Annotated in this window: 17 protein-coding genes; 1 reads left to right on the plus strand and 16 read right to left on the minus strand. The window is 33.0% G+C overall.

Annotated features, from left to right (window positions below):
* Nucleotides 1-48: 48 nt before the first annotated feature.
* The 11 genes from VGE71_RS21190 to VGE71_RS21240 form a co-directional block, all read right to left on the minus strand.
* A complete protein-coding gene (locus VGE71_RS21190) occupies nt 49-798 on the minus strand; it encodes a hypothetical protein (protein ID WP_331140099.1) in 750 nt (249 codons plus the stop codon).
* A gap of 4 nt (nt 799-802) precedes the next feature.
* Nucleotides 803-1,489, minus strand: coding sequence for a hypothetical protein (locus tag VGE71_RS21195; RefSeq protein WP_331140100.1), 687 nt, complete (start codon nt 1,487-1,489; stop codon nt 803-805).
* Between the two features lie 24 nt (nt 1,490-1,513).
* Nucleotides 1,514-2,953, minus strand: a complete 1,440-nt coding sequence (locus tag VGE71_RS21200) for a nucleoside recognition domain-containing protein (protein ID WP_331140101.1) — start codon at nt 2,951-2,953, stop codon at nt 1,514-1,516.
* A gap of 121 nt (nt 2,954-3,074) precedes the next feature.
* Complete coding sequence (locus VGE71_RS21205) at nt 3,075-4,148, minus strand: winged helix DNA-binding domain-containing protein (RefSeq protein WP_331140102.1); 1,074 nt, start codon at nt 4,146-4,148, stop codon at nt 3,075-3,077.
* A 92-nt stretch (nt 4,149-4,240) separates the two neighbouring features.
* Nucleotides 4,241-4,954: a 3'-5' exonuclease gene (locus VGE71_RS21210; RefSeq protein WP_331140103.1), complete on the minus strand. Its 714-nt coding sequence runs from the start codon at nt 4,952-4,954 to the stop codon at nt 4,241-4,243.
* A 214-nt stretch (nt 4,955-5,168) separates the two neighbouring features.
* Nucleotides 5,169-5,645, minus strand: a complete 477-nt coding sequence (locus tag VGE71_RS21215) for a methylated-DNA--[protein]-cysteine S-methyltransferase (RefSeq protein ID WP_331140104.1) — start codon at nt 5,643-5,645, stop codon at nt 5,169-5,171.
* A gap of 136 nt (nt 5,646-5,781) precedes the next feature.
* Nucleotides 5,782-6,597 (minus strand): NAD-dependent epimerase/dehydratase family protein, encoded by an 816-nt coding sequence (locus VGE71_RS21220; protein WP_331140105.1) that lies wholly within the window; start codon nt 6,595-6,597, stop codon nt 5,782-5,784.
* Nucleotides 6,598-6,694: 97 nt separating this feature from the next.
* Entirely contained in the window at nt 6,695-9,085 is a 2,391-nt protein-coding gene (locus VGE71_RS21225) for a M28 family peptidase (RefSeq protein ID WP_331140106.1), read from the minus strand.
* A 15-nt stretch (nt 9,086-9,100) separates the two neighbouring features.
* Complete coding sequence (locus tag VGE71_RS21230; RefSeq protein WP_144216666.1) at nt 9,101-9,448, minus strand: hypothetical protein; 348 nt, start codon at nt 9,446-9,448, stop codon at nt 9,101-9,103.
* Between the two features lie 15 nt (nt 9,449-9,463).
* Nucleotides 9,464-9,790: a hypothetical protein gene (locus tag VGE71_RS21235; protein WP_331140107.1), complete on the minus strand. Its 327-nt coding sequence runs from the start codon at nt 9,788-9,790 to the stop codon at nt 9,464-9,466.
* A gap of 19 nt (nt 9,791-9,809) precedes the next feature.
* Nucleotides 9,810-11,339, minus strand: a complete 1,530-nt coding sequence (locus VGE71_RS21240) for a bifunctional GNAT family N-acetyltransferase/carbon-nitrogen hydrolase family protein (protein ID WP_331140108.1) — start codon at nt 11,337-11,339, stop codon at nt 9,810-9,812.
* A gap of 176 nt (nt 11,340-11,515) precedes the next feature.
* Here VGE71_RS21240 and VGE71_RS21245 point away from each other — a divergent pair, with 176 nt between their 5' ends.
* On the plus strand, nt 11,516-11,842 hold the full coding sequence (locus VGE71_RS21245) for a single-stranded DNA-binding protein (protein ID WP_331140109.1): 327 nt from the start codon (nt 11,516-11,518) through the stop codon (nt 11,840-11,842).
* A 336-nt stretch (nt 11,843-12,178) separates the two neighbouring features.
* Here VGE71_RS21245 and VGE71_RS21250 read toward each other — a convergent pair whose 3' ends face one another.
* The 5 genes from VGE71_RS21250 to VGE71_RS21270 all read right to left on the minus strand — a co-directional run bounded on the left by VGE71_RS21250 (nt 12,179) and on the right by VGE71_RS21270 (nt 16,758).
* Nucleotides 12,179-12,874 carry a DUF2461 domain-containing protein gene (locus VGE71_RS21250; RefSeq protein WP_331140110.1) on the minus strand — a complete coding sequence of 232 codons (696 nt, stop codon included), beginning with the start codon at nt 12,872-12,874 and terminating at the stop codon, nt 12,179-12,181.
* An 83-nt stretch (nt 12,875-12,957) separates the two neighbouring features.
* Nucleotides 12,958-13,143: a hypothetical protein gene (locus VGE71_RS21255; RefSeq protein ID WP_331140111.1), complete on the minus strand. Its 186-nt coding sequence runs from the start codon at nt 13,141-13,143 to the stop codon at nt 12,958-12,960.
* An 82-nt stretch (nt 13,144-13,225) separates the two neighbouring features.
* Nucleotides 13,226-13,744: a ferritin gene (locus VGE71_RS21260; RefSeq protein ID WP_331140112.1), complete on the minus strand. Its 519-nt coding sequence runs from the start codon at nt 13,742-13,744 to the stop codon at nt 13,226-13,228.
* Between the two features lie 96 nt (nt 13,745-13,840).
* Nucleotides 13,841-15,232: a hypothetical protein gene (locus VGE71_RS21265; protein ID WP_331140113.1), complete on the minus strand. Its 1,392-nt coding sequence runs from the start codon at nt 15,230-15,232 to the stop codon at nt 13,841-13,843.
* 131 nt (nt 15,233-15,363) lie between these two features.
* Nucleotides 15,364-16,758 (minus strand): hypothetical protein, encoded by a 1,395-nt coding sequence (locus VGE71_RS21270; RefSeq protein WP_331140114.1) that lies wholly within the window; start codon nt 16,756-16,758, stop codon nt 15,364-15,366.
* Nucleotides 16,759-16,785 lie beyond the last annotated feature (27 nt).

Raw genomic sequence — 16,785 nt, forward strand, 5'->3', positions numbered from 1 at the left:
AGAAAGAATTTATTTTAGAAAGAGTTTGAATAAGGGTTCTGCAGCAGTTTATTCCTGACTGTTAAACTGATCAAAGGTCATCTTCTTTTTGAAGTAAGCTTTGTCTTTTGCAGATAGTAATTTCTTACTCCATTGGTTGCCTTTCAATTCAAAAGAAATTGAATCAGAATGTGTTAGGATTCCCATGTCCATGTTTTCATCTTCATCTGCTGGTACAAATGCAACAGTTTTGCAATAAAAAGATTTTGGATCTGAACTCTTGGATGGATTTGCGATTTCTACCCAACTTCCCCAACCACTGTCGGACATTGTATTCCATTGATGAACAAGTTGTAAGCTATTATTTTTTAAGTAATATAAGTAGTTGTCATGTGTATAACCACAAGCAGGATATCCTACAGAAATATGTATGAAAGGCGAATTTTTAGAAGTTTCAGATGTCAATCCATAAGAAGCCATCCAGTCTGATCCTTTTTCAAAACCTTTGATTGTAACTTTTGAAGATCCTGTTTTGTTTTTATTCTGATAGAAATCCAATCTATATTTTACGGTTACCACGCTGTCTTTGTCAGCTTGTTGTTCTACTAAATTGGCTAGAATGTAATCTTTTGAAGATTCTTCGCCATTAACATAAATTGCAACGGTATCGGTTTTAATGATTTTTTCGTCAGCTGAATTGTCAACGGCTTCCATTGGAATTTCCTGAACAACGGGTAATGCTGCGATTTCAGAATCTGTGTTTTTTGTTTTTTGGCATCCGATTAGTAGGATTGAGAAGAGGAGGGCTTGTATTTTCATGGTATTATTGTTCTAATAGTAAAACTAAAAGTTTTTTCTTTTGATAAAGTTCTGCCAGTGATATTTTTTCGCCTTCGAAATAAAAAAGTTGGTCTTCAAATTTTACTTCATTAGGATCAATAAGAAAACAGTAGTTATCACGATCGTTTAGAACACTCAAATTATCAAAATTCAATTCGATTACTTCAACATATTTGATAATGTTTAGCTTATGTGCTTCTTCTAAAGTAACAGGCGTGCTTTCATCATATCTAAAAAAGAATTTTTCACCACCGCCAGGCATTCCAAACCAAGGCATTGCTTTTCCTGAAACCAGGTTGATGTATTCGGGAGCTTCATTAATCACAAATAAACGTTGGTTCATTGTTTGAAAGAATTCAGGAAGAGATTTGTTCTCAAAAGCTTCTTTTTCTCTCCAGAAATAAATTCCCTGATTTTGCCAAGACGGATTCTGAAAATCTTTTTCGGTCTCAGAATCAGAATAATGCATATACAATTCTCTTGGCATAAAAGTCAAGATAGAATCATTTATAAGCCAGTCAATTTTATTGGGTTCAAACTGGTTTTCTTCAGATGGTGCGTTTTCTTCAGGTTGTGGTTCTTCTGTAAATTGAGTTGTTTCAAAAGAAGGCTCTTCTTTGATTGTTTTAAGATCTTTTTCCTTGCCGAATAATTTTTTAAATAAATTCATGTTTTGAGCTTTTATCAAATGAAATTAAAAGAACCAAGTTGCCACAAATATTGCTGTAATAACGCAGATTAAATCTACTAAAAGCATTGTGCCTAAAGCATATCTTGTATTTTTGATGTTTACTGAACCAAAATATACCGCAATTACGTAAAACGTGCTTTCTGCACTACATTGGAAAATACTGCTTAATCTGGCAGTTAAAGAATCGGCACCAAATGTATTCATCGAATCAATTAAGAAACCTCTAGATCCGGCAGAACTAAAAGGACGAAGCATTGCAACAGGAAGTGCATTGGTGATTTCTTTGCTTACGCCCAAATTCGCAAATACAAATCCGATTCCGTCGCTAATGATTTCAAATAAACCGCTGTTTCTGAATAGTGAAATCGCTACTAACATTCCTAAAACGTACGGGAAAATAGTAACTCCGGTTTTAACTCCATTATTTGCTCCAACTACAAAAGTGTCGAAAACAGTGGTATTTGCATCTTTAAACTTTTGCTCATGTCTAAAAGAAAAAATCAGCGTAAAAGCAATAATCGCCAACAAGATTAATCCAGAAAGGTTTGATGTAAAATAGTTTTTTCCAATTAAATCCAAATGATTTACATACATCAGCAAACCAACAATAGCAGCAATTAATCCCATTAAACCAATTAGAAGTGAAGCACTTTTAAAATTGATTTTTTGTTTGATTCCGACAATTAAGAAAGCAGCAATAGTCCCGATAAATGAAGTAATAATACACGGAAGCATAACATCGGCTGGATTACTAGCATTTGCAGCAGCACGATAGCCAATAATCGAAGTTGCAATCAAAGTCAAACCAGAAGCGTGAAGACACATAAACATGATTTGTGCATCGCTGGCTTTGTCTTTGTCAGGGTTTATTTCTTGTAAACTTTCCATGGCTTTCAATCCAAAAGGTGTTGCAGCCGAATCCAATCCTAAGAAATTGGCAGCAAAGTTCAAGGTCATGTACGATATTGAAGGGTGGTTTTTAGGAATACTTGGAAACACTTTTACAAATACTGGACTTAATCCTTTTGCCAATTTTCCAGAAGCTCCAGAAATGATTAGAAGTTCCATTAAACCACAGAAAAAGGCCAAGTAAGCAATAAGAGGCAGAATTAAATCGACTAAAGTGCTTTTACAAGTTGGCAATAAACCGTCAGATTTTTGAAGTCCGCTGTAGATTTTTACCGTTTTGTTTTTAAAAACGTAAGTCGTGTCGGCATTCAACGTATCACGATTGATAATCATGGTTTGATCTGGCGCTTTTTTAATGCTGTCTTTGATGAAAGCAGGAAGTTCTTCAATGTATTTTTCAGAAACTAAAATCGGATCATCTTTCTTCCCATTTAAAACAGAATCAATGGTATAAGTATTGGCAGTAAATAAACTGACTACAATAAAAAGAATCGAAGAAATAAAAATAACTAACCAAAATCTGCTCAATACCATAATTACATTTTTTTGTAAATGTAATTATTTAGCGATAAAATGCATAAATATTTTGTTTCTGATGAATAATTTGATGGGCTGTGATTTTGAAATATTTATAAAACGGTTTAAAAATTCAATTTTATTCAATGACAATTTTGGTTTCCATATAATGCTCAAAAGCTTTAATTCCTTCAAACAAAATCTCTTTTCTAGAATTTTCGGTTTCATTAAAAAATTCCGTTTCTATCTTGACATGATCTTTTTTAATGGTTCTTTTCCAAATTCCAATCACTTTTCCGTTTTCTAAAATAATGGGTTTAAAAATGCCATTATTGGTAAAAACTTTAGATTGATGTTCTGTATTGAAAGACGCTTCACGTGTTTTATACGAAATTAAAATCTCATCAAACGCAGGAAGAAAATGTACGCTTTCGCGAAAGTCATTCTCTTTAGTGTCCTCTTTTTTAAACCAATATAGCTGATTATCAATAGAGATAGAGTTTAATTGCAACTCTATTGCGTTAATTGCATTCTTGCAGATTGTTGGCGCAAAACCAGACCACCAAGAGAAATCAAGCAACGTTGCGGGACCATGACTTTCAAAATAACGTTGTGCAAGTTTTGCCAGCGCTTCCTCTTTGCTTAATTTGAATTTTGGTTTAGAAACCCTTTCTTCGAGCAAAGCATACGTAATTTGTTTGCCTTTCATTCTTCCGTTGCAGACTAAGCCATCCAATTCGGCATTCATCATAATGGCAGCACTTAGAAAATCTTCCTTTGAGGTTTTTTTGATATTAAGTTCCTGCATGATTTCATCGCGAGTCAAATGATTGTTTCCTGCCAGTAACTTTTCTATAGAAGAATTGACCTGATTTAGCTTTTTCTCATCATAACCAAATTTTTTTGCTGCAGAATTGGTGAAACGTTTTACCTGCGGAGCAGAAAGCTCAAGCATCCAATAAATGTCATCTGAAGCAACAAAATGCCAAGTTGGACGCAAAATATGGGTTCGAATAATCTTAGCCGAATTTACAGCTTCTTCAATCTCTTTTTCTGATGAATCGCAACGAGAACCAATCGCCCATTTTGCCATCGCATAATCCTGCGCCTGCATCGCACCAAAATGTTTTACCACTTCTTGTGGCGTACAAGTGCTCGTTTTATACAAATTTTGAGCAACCAAACGATGATGTGAAATTTCCTCGTGCGTCATTTTTTTAACCATATAAGTGATATAAGTTAATTTTAGATTGCTATTGCAAAACCTTTGTAGCTATGAACCTTTGCAACTTTGAACCTTAAGATCTAAACATGAATAATCTCCTCCTCAATCAATAAATCTTCTCTTCTTAAACGAAGAAAAACCTGAGCTACGGCAATTGTATCTTTTTCGCAGTAAGTTATGATTCGGTCAATGTCTTTTTCAACATAAAAAACATGCGCTACCTGACTTCCATCAATATCGCCTTTTGGCGATGGGACACCGAGAATCTTGGTTAATAGCTTTAAAGAAGTAAAATGTTTATAATCGCCGAACTTCCATAATTCTAAAGTATCCAGATGTGGAATTTCCCAAGGTTTTTTGCCAAAGAGGTTTAATTTGTCTGGAATGGGCATTTGATTAATAATCATTCTTCTGGCAATAAACGGAATATCAAACTCTTTTGAGTTATGTCCGCACAACAAATGCTGTGGTTGATTGAAATGATTGTTGATCAGATTAGAAAAATCTTTTAGGATTTTCTTTTCTTCACCAAAAAAGGAAGTCACTCTAAAGTTTCTAACATCTCCTTTGATGGTGAAAAAGCCAACAGAAATACAGATTATCTTTCCGAACTCAGCCCAAATTCCGGCGCGTTCGTAAAATTCTTCAGGTGAGAACTCGTCCTTTCGTTGATATTGTGTTTTCAAATCCCAAAGTGATTGCATTTCTGCATCAAGCGAATTGAAATTCTCTTCTTCAGGAACAGTTTCTATATCAAGAAAGAGAATGTTATTGAGGTTTATTTTTTCAATCATAATTTTGTTATGGGTTTGCCACGAATTCACGAATTGAACAAATTCTTAATTTGATATAAATGTACACAAATTTGATTTTATTATTTTTTGAAAATTAAAATAGAGTGAATTTTCTTATATTTAAAATATTGAAGAAATAATTGATTGTATTTTAGTTAAAGAAAATTCGTGAATTGCTACGCCAGTCGCTATCGCTCGAGTCGTGGCGAAAAAACTAAAACAAACTTTGCTGTTGAGATGGAGATTCGTGTTCCAAAAGCCATTTTTTGCGCGACAATCCGCCAGCATATCCTGTTAAAGATCCATTCGTGCCGATAACACGATGACACGGAACAACAATCCAAAGCGGGTTTTTTCCATTTGCAGATGCTACGGCGCGAATCGCTTTTACATCACCCAGTTTTTTGGTCTGATCCATGTAACTTACCGTTTTTCCATATGGAATCTCTAATAATGCTTTCCAGACTTTCTGCTGAAATTCGGTGCCTTTTGGATTTAGTTTTAAATCAAAATTGGTTCTTTTGCCTTCAAAATATTCATTTAACTGTAAAACGGCTTCCTTCAAAACTTCTGGAATTTCATCGGAAACTTCATTTGTTCCAACATCAGAAACAGAAATTACGGAAATACCATTTTCATCTCCAATTATTTTGGTGATTCCTAAAGGCGAATTGATGAAGACTGTTTCCATATTTTTTGAACCGTAAAGAGGTTAATAGCAAAGTTCGCGAATTTTTTTTGAACCATATAAGTGATATAAGTTCATTTAATTAATTCTTTAAAATTTAAATTACTTATATCACTTATATGGTTTAATAATATGTGGTTTAATAATTGTTCATTCTAAATTTATAATCTAAAACGGTTTCAATTTTTTCGCTAGAAATTACTTTTTTGATATTAGATTGCTGTGAACTGAATTTCGGTAACGGCAAATTCATTTCAATTGCTTTTTGAGTATAATAGTTTTCTCTTGTAGGATGAAAAGGCGCTACGGCATTAAGAACTTCATTCCATTTGGATTGATTGATGATGGCTTCAATGATTTCGATACAATCGTTTTGATGAATTAAATTTACAGGCGCGTCTGGATTTTCAATGTTTTCCTTTCCTGATAAAAATTTGATAGGATGACGATCTTCACCGATTAATCCGCCGAAACGTAGAATTGTCGTTTCGAAGTTTTTATTTTTTAGAAGAAGATTTTCTGCCAACAGCAATTGTTTTCCGCTGTCTGTTTCGGGATTTGGAATGCTTTCTTCTGTGATTTTACTGTTATCATCGCCATAAACCGATGTTGAACTTACAAAGAGCACTTTCTTGATTTTTGATTTTTCTATGAAAGGAATTAGATTTTCGATTTTTTCTACAAAAAGTTTCCTTTCAGAATCAGGATTTGCAGCTCGCAATTTTGGCGGAATGTCGATAATTAGAATTTCGCTTTGCGCTAAAAAATCAGCGATATTTTCAGAAATACTTTCGCTTTTAACGGTTATTAAAAACGGATTTATTCCAACATTATCTAAAATAGAAAGTTTATGTTCAGAAGTTGTTGATCCATTTACTGAATTTCCATTTTCAATTAGCTTTTTTGCTAAAGGAAATCCGAGCCAGCCACATCCTAATATGCTTATTTGTTTCATTTTTTTGTTTTGAGGTGCAAAGTAACAAAGGTACAGAGTTGCAAAGTTTTTTGAGCTATAAAGAAAAAGGCAGATTTAAAATCTGCCTTTGTTTATATTATTCTGGTGTTACAACCGGTTTTATACTGTCTTTCGGAATCGCCAAACTGTCTTTAACGACTACAGGTTCAATAGGTTTTATTGGTGCAACATATCTTTTTATTTTCTGCTGAATTAGAACGGCATCATTTAAAACAAAAGGAGTTGGCATCATCCAGTTTTCTCTTGGTTTGACACTTAATAGAGGATTTGTCATCAAATCGAACGAACTTTCGATTAAATCCATATCAAAAATAGACGATTTGTTGATGTAGAATTCCATTTCCAGCGGTTCATTTCCGACAACATAATAGCACAAAATTTTGCTGTCTTCTCTTTGTAAACGATTTCCTTTTTCTCCCGAAGTCGTTACTCCGTTTGCTTTAAAGTTGTAAAACGTCATTTTTGGGTTGGCATAAATGTCGTAACGGTTTACTTTTCTGTTTGGCGTAATTTTGATTTTTAGATATCTATTGTTTCCAATAACGCTGTCTCTTAAGAATTGAATTGTAGGTTTTGGAACATCAACAACAGGTGCAATTGAGCTGTAAGTGAATGTTGAATTGTATTTACTTGCCAACGGAAGCGAATTTAAACCAACTGCTTTCTGATTTTTCTCTCCTAAATAAGATTTTGTCCAGTCGTCAAGATTTTTATCGTAAGTCGCCCAGACTGCAGAATTGTTATCTGCATTGTAAATATACAGTAAGCTGTTTGATTTTGCTTTTCCATATTCATAACCCGAATTGTATCCGGCGTAGATGAAAAATGAAATAGAAGCCAGGAAGAAAACAACTGTCCAGATTCCTTTTTTGGCAAAATCTCCAAATATTGGCAGTAACAATCCGAACAATAAAACGGTTAGAATGGCACTTCCAAACAAAATTTTAAGACCTAAACCAATTGGAAACATTACGATAAATGGTGCAATGATAGCCAAAGCTGGAATACTGAAAATCAGATTTACTCCTAAACTGTAATGTTGTGTGAAAACGAATATTCCGAATAATAATATTCCGAAATAAACAGGAATAATTAAAAATCCTGCTCCCGTTAAACTGTTTGCTAAAAACCCATTGATGATGATCCAAAGTAACAATGGCGCCACAAAATGGTTCATTGTGATTTTGGTATCAGAAAAATGATGGTAGAAAGCAAAACAAATTGCAATACTTAGAGTGACAAAGGCGCCGATATAAGCGTGTCCGTTATAAGTAAAGCCGTTTAATAGGTCAGAATATTGAGGGTAAATTTCTAAAATAAGTTTCCATCCTAAAAAAGTTACTAATCCTGCAATAATTATAGAACCTAAAAGAGGTACAAATCCTCTAAATATTTCTCTAAAAGTGATAATTCGTTTAACTTTTCCGATGAAAATAAATAAAGCCAATAATCCAAAAGCAATTAATGTCATTGGCATTACCCAAGTAAAAGGGTAATTAATGAATGAAAATGGAGCACTGAAATAAACATTATCTTCAGTAGATTCTGTTTGGTTTAAGTCAATGTTGGTTAGGTATTTTAATAAAGGCATCAAGTATGTACCTTGATGAGCTAAAGTGGTTTTGCTTAAGTGTTGTACATCATCTTGTTGTGTATGATAGTTGAAATGCCCATCAATAAAAGCAAAATTAAATCCTTGAATGTTTCCTTGCTCTCTAAAAACAGTCAAATCGGTATCATTCGGAAGCATTTTATAAATGCTATACATCAAGGAATTGGAAACAGGGTGAGATGTTTTTGCTTCAGAAAATTCTTTTACAAGAGCTTCATTTCCTTTAGTGGTTTCCATTAACATGTAACTTTGACCAGAAGAGCCTCGTGCTTCAAAATTCAAAACCAAGCCAACGTCTTTTGCCCAAGGATGTTTATTTACAAACAGAGCGGCACCGTTTAGTCCTAATTCTTCTGCATCTGAAAAGAGTATGATTATATCATTTTTCTGAGGATGTTTAGAGTATAAAAAGGCGCGAACACCTTCTAAGATTGTTGCGACACCAGAAGCATCGTCGCTTGCCCCTTTTGAGAAAGAATGCGGAGCACTATCGTAATGAGAAAGAAGTAAAAGCGCTTTGGTATTGTTTGTTCCTTTAATTCGGGCTAAAATATTTTTAGACTTTACTAAAAGACCTTTATCGTTTAGAGTAAAACCTTCCTGAACGCTCGTTTCTAAACCGATTCTGTTTAATTCAAGTTTCAGATAATTGGCAACCAGTTCATGATTTGTAGATCCGACGTAATGTGGTTTCTGTGCAATAATTTCGACTTGGTTTAAAGCCCTTTCGGTTGAGAATTCTGCGAGTGCTTCGTCGTCTTTATTGATTCCTTGCGGCATCATTGTGGCGTATATAATGCCTAGCAAAGCTAAAACGCAGGCAATTGCGAGAATGGAGGTTTGGTTTTTTCTCATGGTTAATAAAACTATCTATATTTCTTTTTTAACAAGCATATAATAATCATTGTCCAAGGAACGGTAGCCTTGGTCATACAAGAAATAATATGTATTTCCTGTCTTAGTTTGTAAAATATTAGTAAAGAACTCAAAATCAAAGCCTTTGTTTAACATTTTCTCACGCGTTGCTTTCGATTTTCCCTCTGTATTTAACTCTGCCAAAATACGGTAATTTTTGCGTAACTTGTTGTTTATATTTCGCATGAAATTCGTACTATCTTTATTTATTTTGTTATTGTATGCATTTCGGCAACCATCCGAGCAAAATTTCTTGTCTTCACGACCAACAATTTTAATAGAACATTCGAGGCATGTTTTCATGTGATGCTATTTAATTTATTGAAAATCAGGTTTTTTATTAATTGTTTGATTGACCTCATAGATTAAAACTTCAACTTTTTCAATATTACAGTTAGTCAAAAGAATGTCTTTAAAACCATTTTCCATATTTATTCTCAGTTTATTAGATTTTGGAGGATAATGTAAACCAATCATAATTTCAATGATTTTATTGAAGAAAGATAAATCCCGAATTAGTTCTAAACTTTCAATGTCTTCTATCGCAATTGCTCTGCTATCTTTTTCATAATCAGTATTATTAATTGTTAAATGACCATCTTTTGTGTAAATTTCAAATAAAGGATTTTTTCTAATGATGGCCATTTTAATAATTAAATATTTATTACGAATTCATTTTTTTAATTTCGTAAAGATCAGATCTACGGTCTTTTAACGTTTTAACGCTTCCATGTTCGTGAAGTTCTTTCAATAAATCGACATCAACGTCAACAATTAGAGTCATTTCGGTATTTGGAGTAGCCTCTGCTTTGATTCCGTTACTTGGAAAAGCAAAATCAGATGGTGTAAATACAGAAGATTGCGCATATTGAATATCCATATTGTTCACTTTCGGAAGATTTCCAACACAACCTGCTATGGCTACATAACACTCATTTTCGATGGCGCGAGCCTGCGAACAATGTTTGACACGTGTATAACCGTTTTGTGTATCTGTTAAAAAGGGCACAAATAATATGTTCATTCCTTCATCTGCCAAAAGTCTTGAAAGTTCTGGAAACTCGACATCATAACAAATTAAAATTCCAATTTTACCGCAATCGGTATCGAAGGTTTTAAATTCTGAACCGCCTTTCATTCCCCAATGAATTACTTCGTTTGGTGTAATATGAATTTTGGTATACATTTCTGAAGTTCCGTCTCTTTTACATAAGAAACCGACATTATACAGATTTCCACTTTCTACATAAGGCATACTTCCAGTAATAATATTGATGTTGTATGAAATCGCAAATTCTTGGAATTTCTTTTGAATGGGATCAGTATGACGAGCCAGTTCACGAATGGCTTCAGCTTCAGATAAATGATTGTAATCGGCCATTAAAGGAGCTGTAAACAATTCCGGAAATAAAGCAAAGTCAGATCCATAACCAGAAACAGCATCGATAAAGAATTCGGCTTGTTCAAAAAGAGCTTCAACATTGTTCAACGGACGCATTTGCCACTGAATTAATCCTAAACGAATGATGTTTTTCCTTAGGTTAATCAGTTTCGGACTTTCTTCATAATAAATATTGTTCCATTCCAGTAAAACAGCAAATTCTTTAGATTCTTCGTCACCTTCCAAATAATTTTTGATGATTCTTAAAACGTGAAAATCGTTGCTCAATTGGAAAGTCAATACTGGATCATATAATTCTTTGGTTCGAACTTTTTCAATATACGCTTTAGGAGACATTTTTTTAGCATGCTCTCTATAACTCGGAATTCGGCCAGCAAATACAATGGCTTTTAAGTTCAGTTGTTCGCAAAGTTCTTTTCTCGCGTCGTATAAACGTCTTCCTAAACGTAAACCTCTATAGTTTGGATGAATAAAAACATCAATTCCGTATAAAATTTCTGCACTTGGATTATGAGTAGAGAAGGTGTAGTCGCCACTAATTTGCTGATAATTATGTCTTTTCTCTACTAATTTTTCATCGACAATAAGCGATAATGCCGAGCCCACTACCTTTCCGTCCACCAAAATTACGAGCTGTCCTTCTGGGAAAATAGAAAGAAGTCTTTCAATATCATCAGATCCCCAATACGAATCGGCCATTTCTGGATACGATTCAATCATTGATTTTTTTAACTGTTTGTAATCTTCAATTTCTAAATTTCGTAATTCTACTTTTTTGATTTTTGCCTGCATATAGTAAGATTTATCTCAAATATACAAAAAAAGAGTTCCATTTACAAACGTTTACAAATAGTTACAGTCGATAGTAAATAGTTAATAACCGACTGTCGTTTAAGGGTTTTCTCATCTTTGCATCGTTGAAGTTGACGAATAATTTCAATTTATATAACCTTAAAATAATATACGCCATGAATGCAATGAAAAACAGAGTACAGTTAATCGGGAACGTAGGGAATGATCCAGAAATTAAAACATTAGAAAGCGGTAAAAAGCTAGCACATTTAACAATTGCCACACACGATGTTTACAGAAACGAAAAAGGTGACAAAGTAGAGCAAACCGAATGGCATCGTGTAACAGCTTGGGGGAAAACTGCCGAAATTATCGAAAAATTTGTTGTAAAAGGGAAAGAGGTTGCAATAGAAGGAAAGTTGACCCACAGAAGTTACGATGATAAAAACGGAGAGAGAAAATACATTACAGAAGTTGTTGTAAATGAGATTTTATTGCTATAAATAATCTTTGACTAAACGCCACGAAATACAATTAAACCCGACAGGCTTTTAAAACCTGTCGGGTTTTAAATTTTGAATGATTCATTCCGTAGGAATGTTTGGTCGGTAGAATTAGATTGAGGTTTGCAGTGGTACGTTCCGTAGGAACGTTTGATTATTTGTGTGTCGTAAATCAAGTGTTCCTATGGAGCACAATTCCCAACCATGCTATTTTTTCTACCGACGAGATATTCCTACGGAATATTGAAAATTGTAATTAATATTCTTTTTTCTGTATAGCAAACCCGACAGGTTTTTAAAACCTGTCGGGTTTAATTGTATTAATTATAATCCATTTTATAAAACAGACGCCCCATTTATATCAGTCGTAAGCACTTCACTCATATAATCAAAAAAGGGCCTCATGTTTTTAAAAGCATCCAAAGCCATTTCTAAAAATTGCGGACTCAATACTTCTTCATCCGTAAAGCGTTTTATGACTAGAAATTGTTTGTAACGAAGTAAATCAATTGCTGGATGGTCTAAATCAAAACCTTTTGGTTTGGTTTTGAGTTGTTCGCCCTGAAGGGTTCCGAAATTGCTTTTAAAGGATTTTGAATTTAATATTTTTTGAAAGCTTTCGGGATCTTGAGCAAATTCTGCTCTTATTCTTTTTAAATCTGCAGCGCTTGGTCCCCAGAAGGCTCCGGCGAAAAAGCTGTTTCCTCCTTTTTCGAGGTGAAAATAATAACCGCCACGTCTTGCTGCGGTTGCACGCGTAAAACTGCCTCCCCAATAATCTTTGAAAGGAGTTTTATCTTTAGAAAAACGAATATCACGATAAATTCGGTAAACGCTTTTCTTGCCAGAAGTATTTTCTAACACATCTGTTTTAGAAAGCTCTTTTAGCAAAGCACCTGCAAAATTTTCGATATGATTTAATTCGATTAAATATTTTGATTTATTGGCTTCAAACCAAGGTTTGTTATTGTTTTCTTTTAGCTGAACCAAGAAATCGAGGCTTGATTTCGGGATTGTAATATTGTTTTCCATAATGAATTTTAAGAATCGAAAGAGACTGCAATTTAAAACTAAAAAAACCACCAGAGAAATCTGATGGTTTTTTCTATATTTTGTTAAGCAGTTTTTTTGAATAAATCAAACATAGGACAACGTGAGCAACGCTTCTTTTCGCTTTTTTTATATTTCTCACAGCAAGAAGATTTACAGTTTTCAATCTTCTTAATCTTCTCAAGGATAACTTTATTTTTTTTGTCTTTTTTATCCTTTTTCTTCTCCTTGTCTTTTTCTTTCTTGCCCAATTTTCCTCTGTATTATAAAAACAGAGACAAATATAAATCAAAAAAGTTATTTTTACATATTCTAAATAAACTTTAACTTTTTTTATTTTGGATTGATAGCAATTGAACTTGTAACCGTTAATTGCTGAATATCACGGTCAAACAAATAAAGTCCACCTTTGTCATCACCAATCAAATTGATTTTATCTAAGATAGATTTTGCTGTAGCTTCTTCTTCAATTTGTTCCGAAACGTACCATTGTAAGAAATTGTGAGTTGCATAATCTCTTTCTTCAAAAGTGATATGTACCAATTCGTTGATAGATTTTGAAACAAAAAGTTCATGATTATAAAGTTCCTCAAACATTTCTTTAAAAGTAGAATAAGTTGTTTTAGGTGCTTTAAGATCTGTAACCTGAGCGTGTCCGCCACGTTCATTTACATATTTAACCAGTTTAAGCATGTGTGCACGCTCTTCGTCTGATTGTGTGTACATAAATTGAGCAATTCCTTCTAATCCTTGTACTTCAGCCCAACAAGCCATTGAAAGATAAGTTTGTGAAGATTCTGCTTCTATTCTGATTTGCTTATTTAAAGCCGATTCTATATTGTTTGATAGCATAATATGTGTGTTTTTGGTAAAATTAAGAAAAAATAATCGAAATCGCTTTTTGAAAACCGCGAAAACATTACACTTTTGGATCAGCTTTCACTAATCTCAATGTGATTTTATATCGCCAAAAGTGAACGGTTTCGAAAATTCAGATTTATTCATAATTGGATTTCCAATATCCTGCGTCATAATACCGTCTGTAAATTTTCGCATCAAAAATTGTTGAGAGGCACTTTCATAATAACTCAAAACATAATAATCTTTCAATCGTAATATATCATATATTCTGATTTCCTTATTGCTATTTAAATAATAAAATAAGTTATCAATAGCCAAAGGTCTTGATTGATAGTCTCTTGTGAAATTTAAATTTTGGTTTAACATAACATCAAAGTAAACGGCTTTCGTTAACGAATATGGAGTACGTTCTCCAAAATCACTTGAAGAATTGAATGAAAAATAAAAATCGGAATATTCTCCAAAACCGCTAAAAGTGATAAAACTATTTTGGTGGTTTTTAAAAATAGAAATACCAGCAGGAAGCCCGTTTATGCTTTTCAGGAATTTTTCAGTGGTTTTTAATTGACGAGGAGAATTGTTGTCAATTTGCATTGTAAAAGGCGAGTTCATAAAAGGAATCGTGTCATTTTTTGAGAATGTATAATTCTTAATGCCTTTCCCTGAATCAAAGTCTTTGATTTCAAACAAAAGGAATTCTTTATTTGCCTTCATTTGAAATATTTTATTATCGCTATAAAATGAATTCGTTGTTCGGAACGGAGTTTCTGAAGCTGGCAGATCAAAAGTTTTTTCTTTTATATCGCCAGTATTAATGTTAAGATCGAAAGCTTGTGTTTTGGTAAGCGTATTGTCGAATGTCAAAATAATATGGTCTTGAACAACATACATTTTGCTTATGCTTGAAGCCAATTCTATAGGAGTGTAAATATCTGGGTCTATTTTGTTTATCGGGAAATATTTAATAAGTGCATTAAAAGAGATTTGTACATTCCTTTCATTCTTGAAAATAAATGACGAAAAATCAAACATTTTAATTTCACATTTTCCATCTTCGAATTTGTAAAGAAGCAAATGTTCAAAATCTTTTTCTTTTACCAGCATATAAAACTTGTTAAGTTGCTGGAAACAGCTGATGATATACTCGTGATTTTTAGGAAAATCAAATTTTAAGGATTCTGAGGTTTTGTTATCGAGATCATAGGTTGTAATTAAAATGTTTTTATAATTTTCTGAACTCCAGTACAACGATGGTTTTTTATGCTCATTGATACTGTAACCAATTAAATCACGACTAATTTCATGTTTTAGAGAATCTTTAAATTGATTCGTAAGGAATAAAGACGAATTGTATTTTAAAATATTTACATTTTTATTATCCCAATTAAAAATATAAATATCCTTGGTTTTTTCGTCTTGAGCATTTAAAATCTGGGTTTTTCCTAGAAAGTTCAGATTTAATGGCAAAGAATTTAGCACTGTTTGGCTAAACAATATTGTTTTAGAAAACAAAAGAAAGAGGAGTAGCAGTTTTTTCATAGGTAAATATCCATCAAATTTTATTCCATTATATGCATTGAAAGTGAAACAAAAAAGTACTTAAGAACTTACTAATCAAATCCGTCGGTGAATTTGCGTAAAACATATTCTTTGGCAATTGTATCATAATAACCTAAAATAGAATAATTGCTCAGTTTTAGAATATTTGGAAAAAATATTTCCCGATGATTGTCTATAAAATAATAAATCTTGTCTGCTGCCAGAGGTTCATGAGTTTCGGTAGTTAATTCCAGTTTTTTTGTCCAAACGCTTTCCAAAAACACAGAATAATTGCTTTCTATGCTGTAATTATTGGATGGAAAGTCTCCAAAAAAATCATCAAACATATTAAAACCATTCATAGATACGGTTCTCGAATTACTACCAGAACCTCCCAACGTGATAAAAAGATTCTTTTTGTTTTTGAATACTGAAAGTCCTGCATCAACAGAAGCTAATTCTTTTATAAAACTGGCGGTTTTCTTGATTACTTTCGGTTTTCGATTTTCAATCTGCATCAAAAGTGGCGAATTGTTAAAGCGAATGGTATCTTTTTTTGTTACGTTAAATGATTTTAAAATTTCACCAGAATCGTAATCTTTGACGTCAAATAAAAGTTCATTCGAATTTACAGTAAGTTGATAGAGCTTATTTTCGTGATAAAAAGAATTAGAAGTTCTTGGATTTTTCTGGCCTAAAGGCTTTATAAATGTCTTTTCTTTTATCTCAGAATTTTCCAGATTTATATCAAAAAGCTGAGTTTTTCTGGGACTTTGGTCTAAAGTCAGAATTAAACGATTTGGAAGTGTATATAATTTGTTTTTTGCCACAACCCGATACAGTGGATTGTATTCTCCTGAATCCATTTTCTCAATCGGATTTTCATTTAAAATCTGATTGAAGGTTTTCTGCTGGGTTTTTCGATCTCTAAATGTAAAAGAAGAGAAATCGAGAAACTTTTCGTCGGCAATTCCGTTTTTAAAAGTATATGCGGTTAATGCCTGTTTGTCTTTGTATTTCAGAATCAGATAAAAATTATTGTCTTTCTGATATTGTGCAATAATAGTTTGATTTTCAGTAGGAAAAGTGAATTTTAGTGCTTTGGTCGTTTTAGTTTCAAAATAGTATTTTATGACAATGATGTTCTTTTCTACAGGCGAAAACCAATAAACGGTCGGATTACCGTCTTCACTGAAGCTATATCCCATCATAGATCGGTTTTCAACATATTGACGTGTAGCCACAAACTGATCGTTTAGAAACAAAGCGCTATTGTATTTGAGAATCGTAAAATTATTGGGCGATGCTATAAAAACAAAGACATCATGTGTAATGGTGTTTTCTGCATTTAAAGTTTCACATTCTTCCTTTGGTGTTTTTAAATCTATTGGATAAGAAGTTAGTACTGTTTGACTTATCGAAACAGTACTATAGATTATAGCCAAAAAAAGGAAGATTTGTTTCATATGTTTTTTTGAACAAAAATTATTTCA

The organism is Flavobacterium sp. (assembly GCF_036405015.1).
Classification (GTDB): Bacteria; Bacteroidota; Bacteroidia; order Flavobacteriales; family Flavobacteriaceae; genus Flavobacterium.

Coding starts and splice junctions, on each gene's coding strand:
- VGE71_RS21190 (WP_331140099.1), bottom strand. CDS start 798: ATGAAAATACAAGCCCTCCTCTTCTCAATCCTACTAATCGGATGCCAA.
- VGE71_RS21195 (WP_331140100.1), bottom strand. CDS start 1,489: ATGAATTTATTTAAAAAATTATTCGGCAAGGAAAAAGATCTTAAAACA.
- VGE71_RS21200 (WP_331140101.1), bottom strand. CDS start 2,953: ATGGTATTGAGCAGATTTTGGTTAGTTATTTTTATTTCTTCGATTCTT.
- VGE71_RS21205 (WP_331140102.1), bottom strand. CDS start 4,148: ATGACGCACGAGGAAATTTCACATCATCGTTTGGTTGCTCAAAATTTG.
- VGE71_RS21210 (WP_331140103.1), bottom strand. CDS start 4,954: ATGATTGAAAAAATAAACCTCAATAACATTCTCTTTCTTGATATAGAA.
- VGE71_RS21215 (WP_331140104.1), bottom strand. CDS start 5,645: ATGGAAACAGTCTTCATCAATTCGCCTTTAGGAATCACCAAAATAATT.
- VGE71_RS21220 (WP_331140105.1), bottom strand. CDS start 6,597: ATGAAACAAATAAGCATATTAGGATGTGGCTGGCTCGGATTTCCTTTA.
- VGE71_RS21225 (WP_331140106.1), bottom strand. CDS start 9,085: ATGAGAAAAAACCAAACCTCCATTCTCGCAATTGCCTGCGTTTTAGCT.
- VGE71_RS21230 (WP_144216666.1), bottom strand. CDS start 9,448: ATGAAAACATGCCTCGAATGTTCTATTAAAATTGTTGGTCGTGAAGAC.
- VGE71_RS21235 (WP_331140107.1), bottom strand. CDS start 9,790: ATGGCCATCATTAGAAAAAATCCTTTATTTGAAATTTACACAAAAGAT.
- VGE71_RS21240 (WP_331140108.1), bottom strand. CDS start 11,339: ATGCAGGCAAAAATCAAAAAAGTAGAATTACGAAATTTAGAAATTGAA.
- VGE71_RS21245 (WP_331140109.1), top strand. CDS start 11,516: ATGAATGCAATGAAAAACAGAGTACAGTTAATCGGGAACGTAGGGAAT.
- VGE71_RS21250 (WP_331140110.1), bottom strand. CDS start 12,874: ATGGAAAACAATATTACAATCCCGAAATCAAGCCTCGATTTCTTGGTT.
- VGE71_RS21260 (WP_331140112.1), bottom strand. CDS start 13,744: ATGCTATCAAACAATATAGAATCGGCTTTAAATAAGCAAATCAGAATA.
- VGE71_RS21270 (WP_331140114.1), bottom strand. CDS start 16,758: ATGAAACAAATCTTCCTTTTTTTGGCTATAATCTATAGTACTGTTTCG.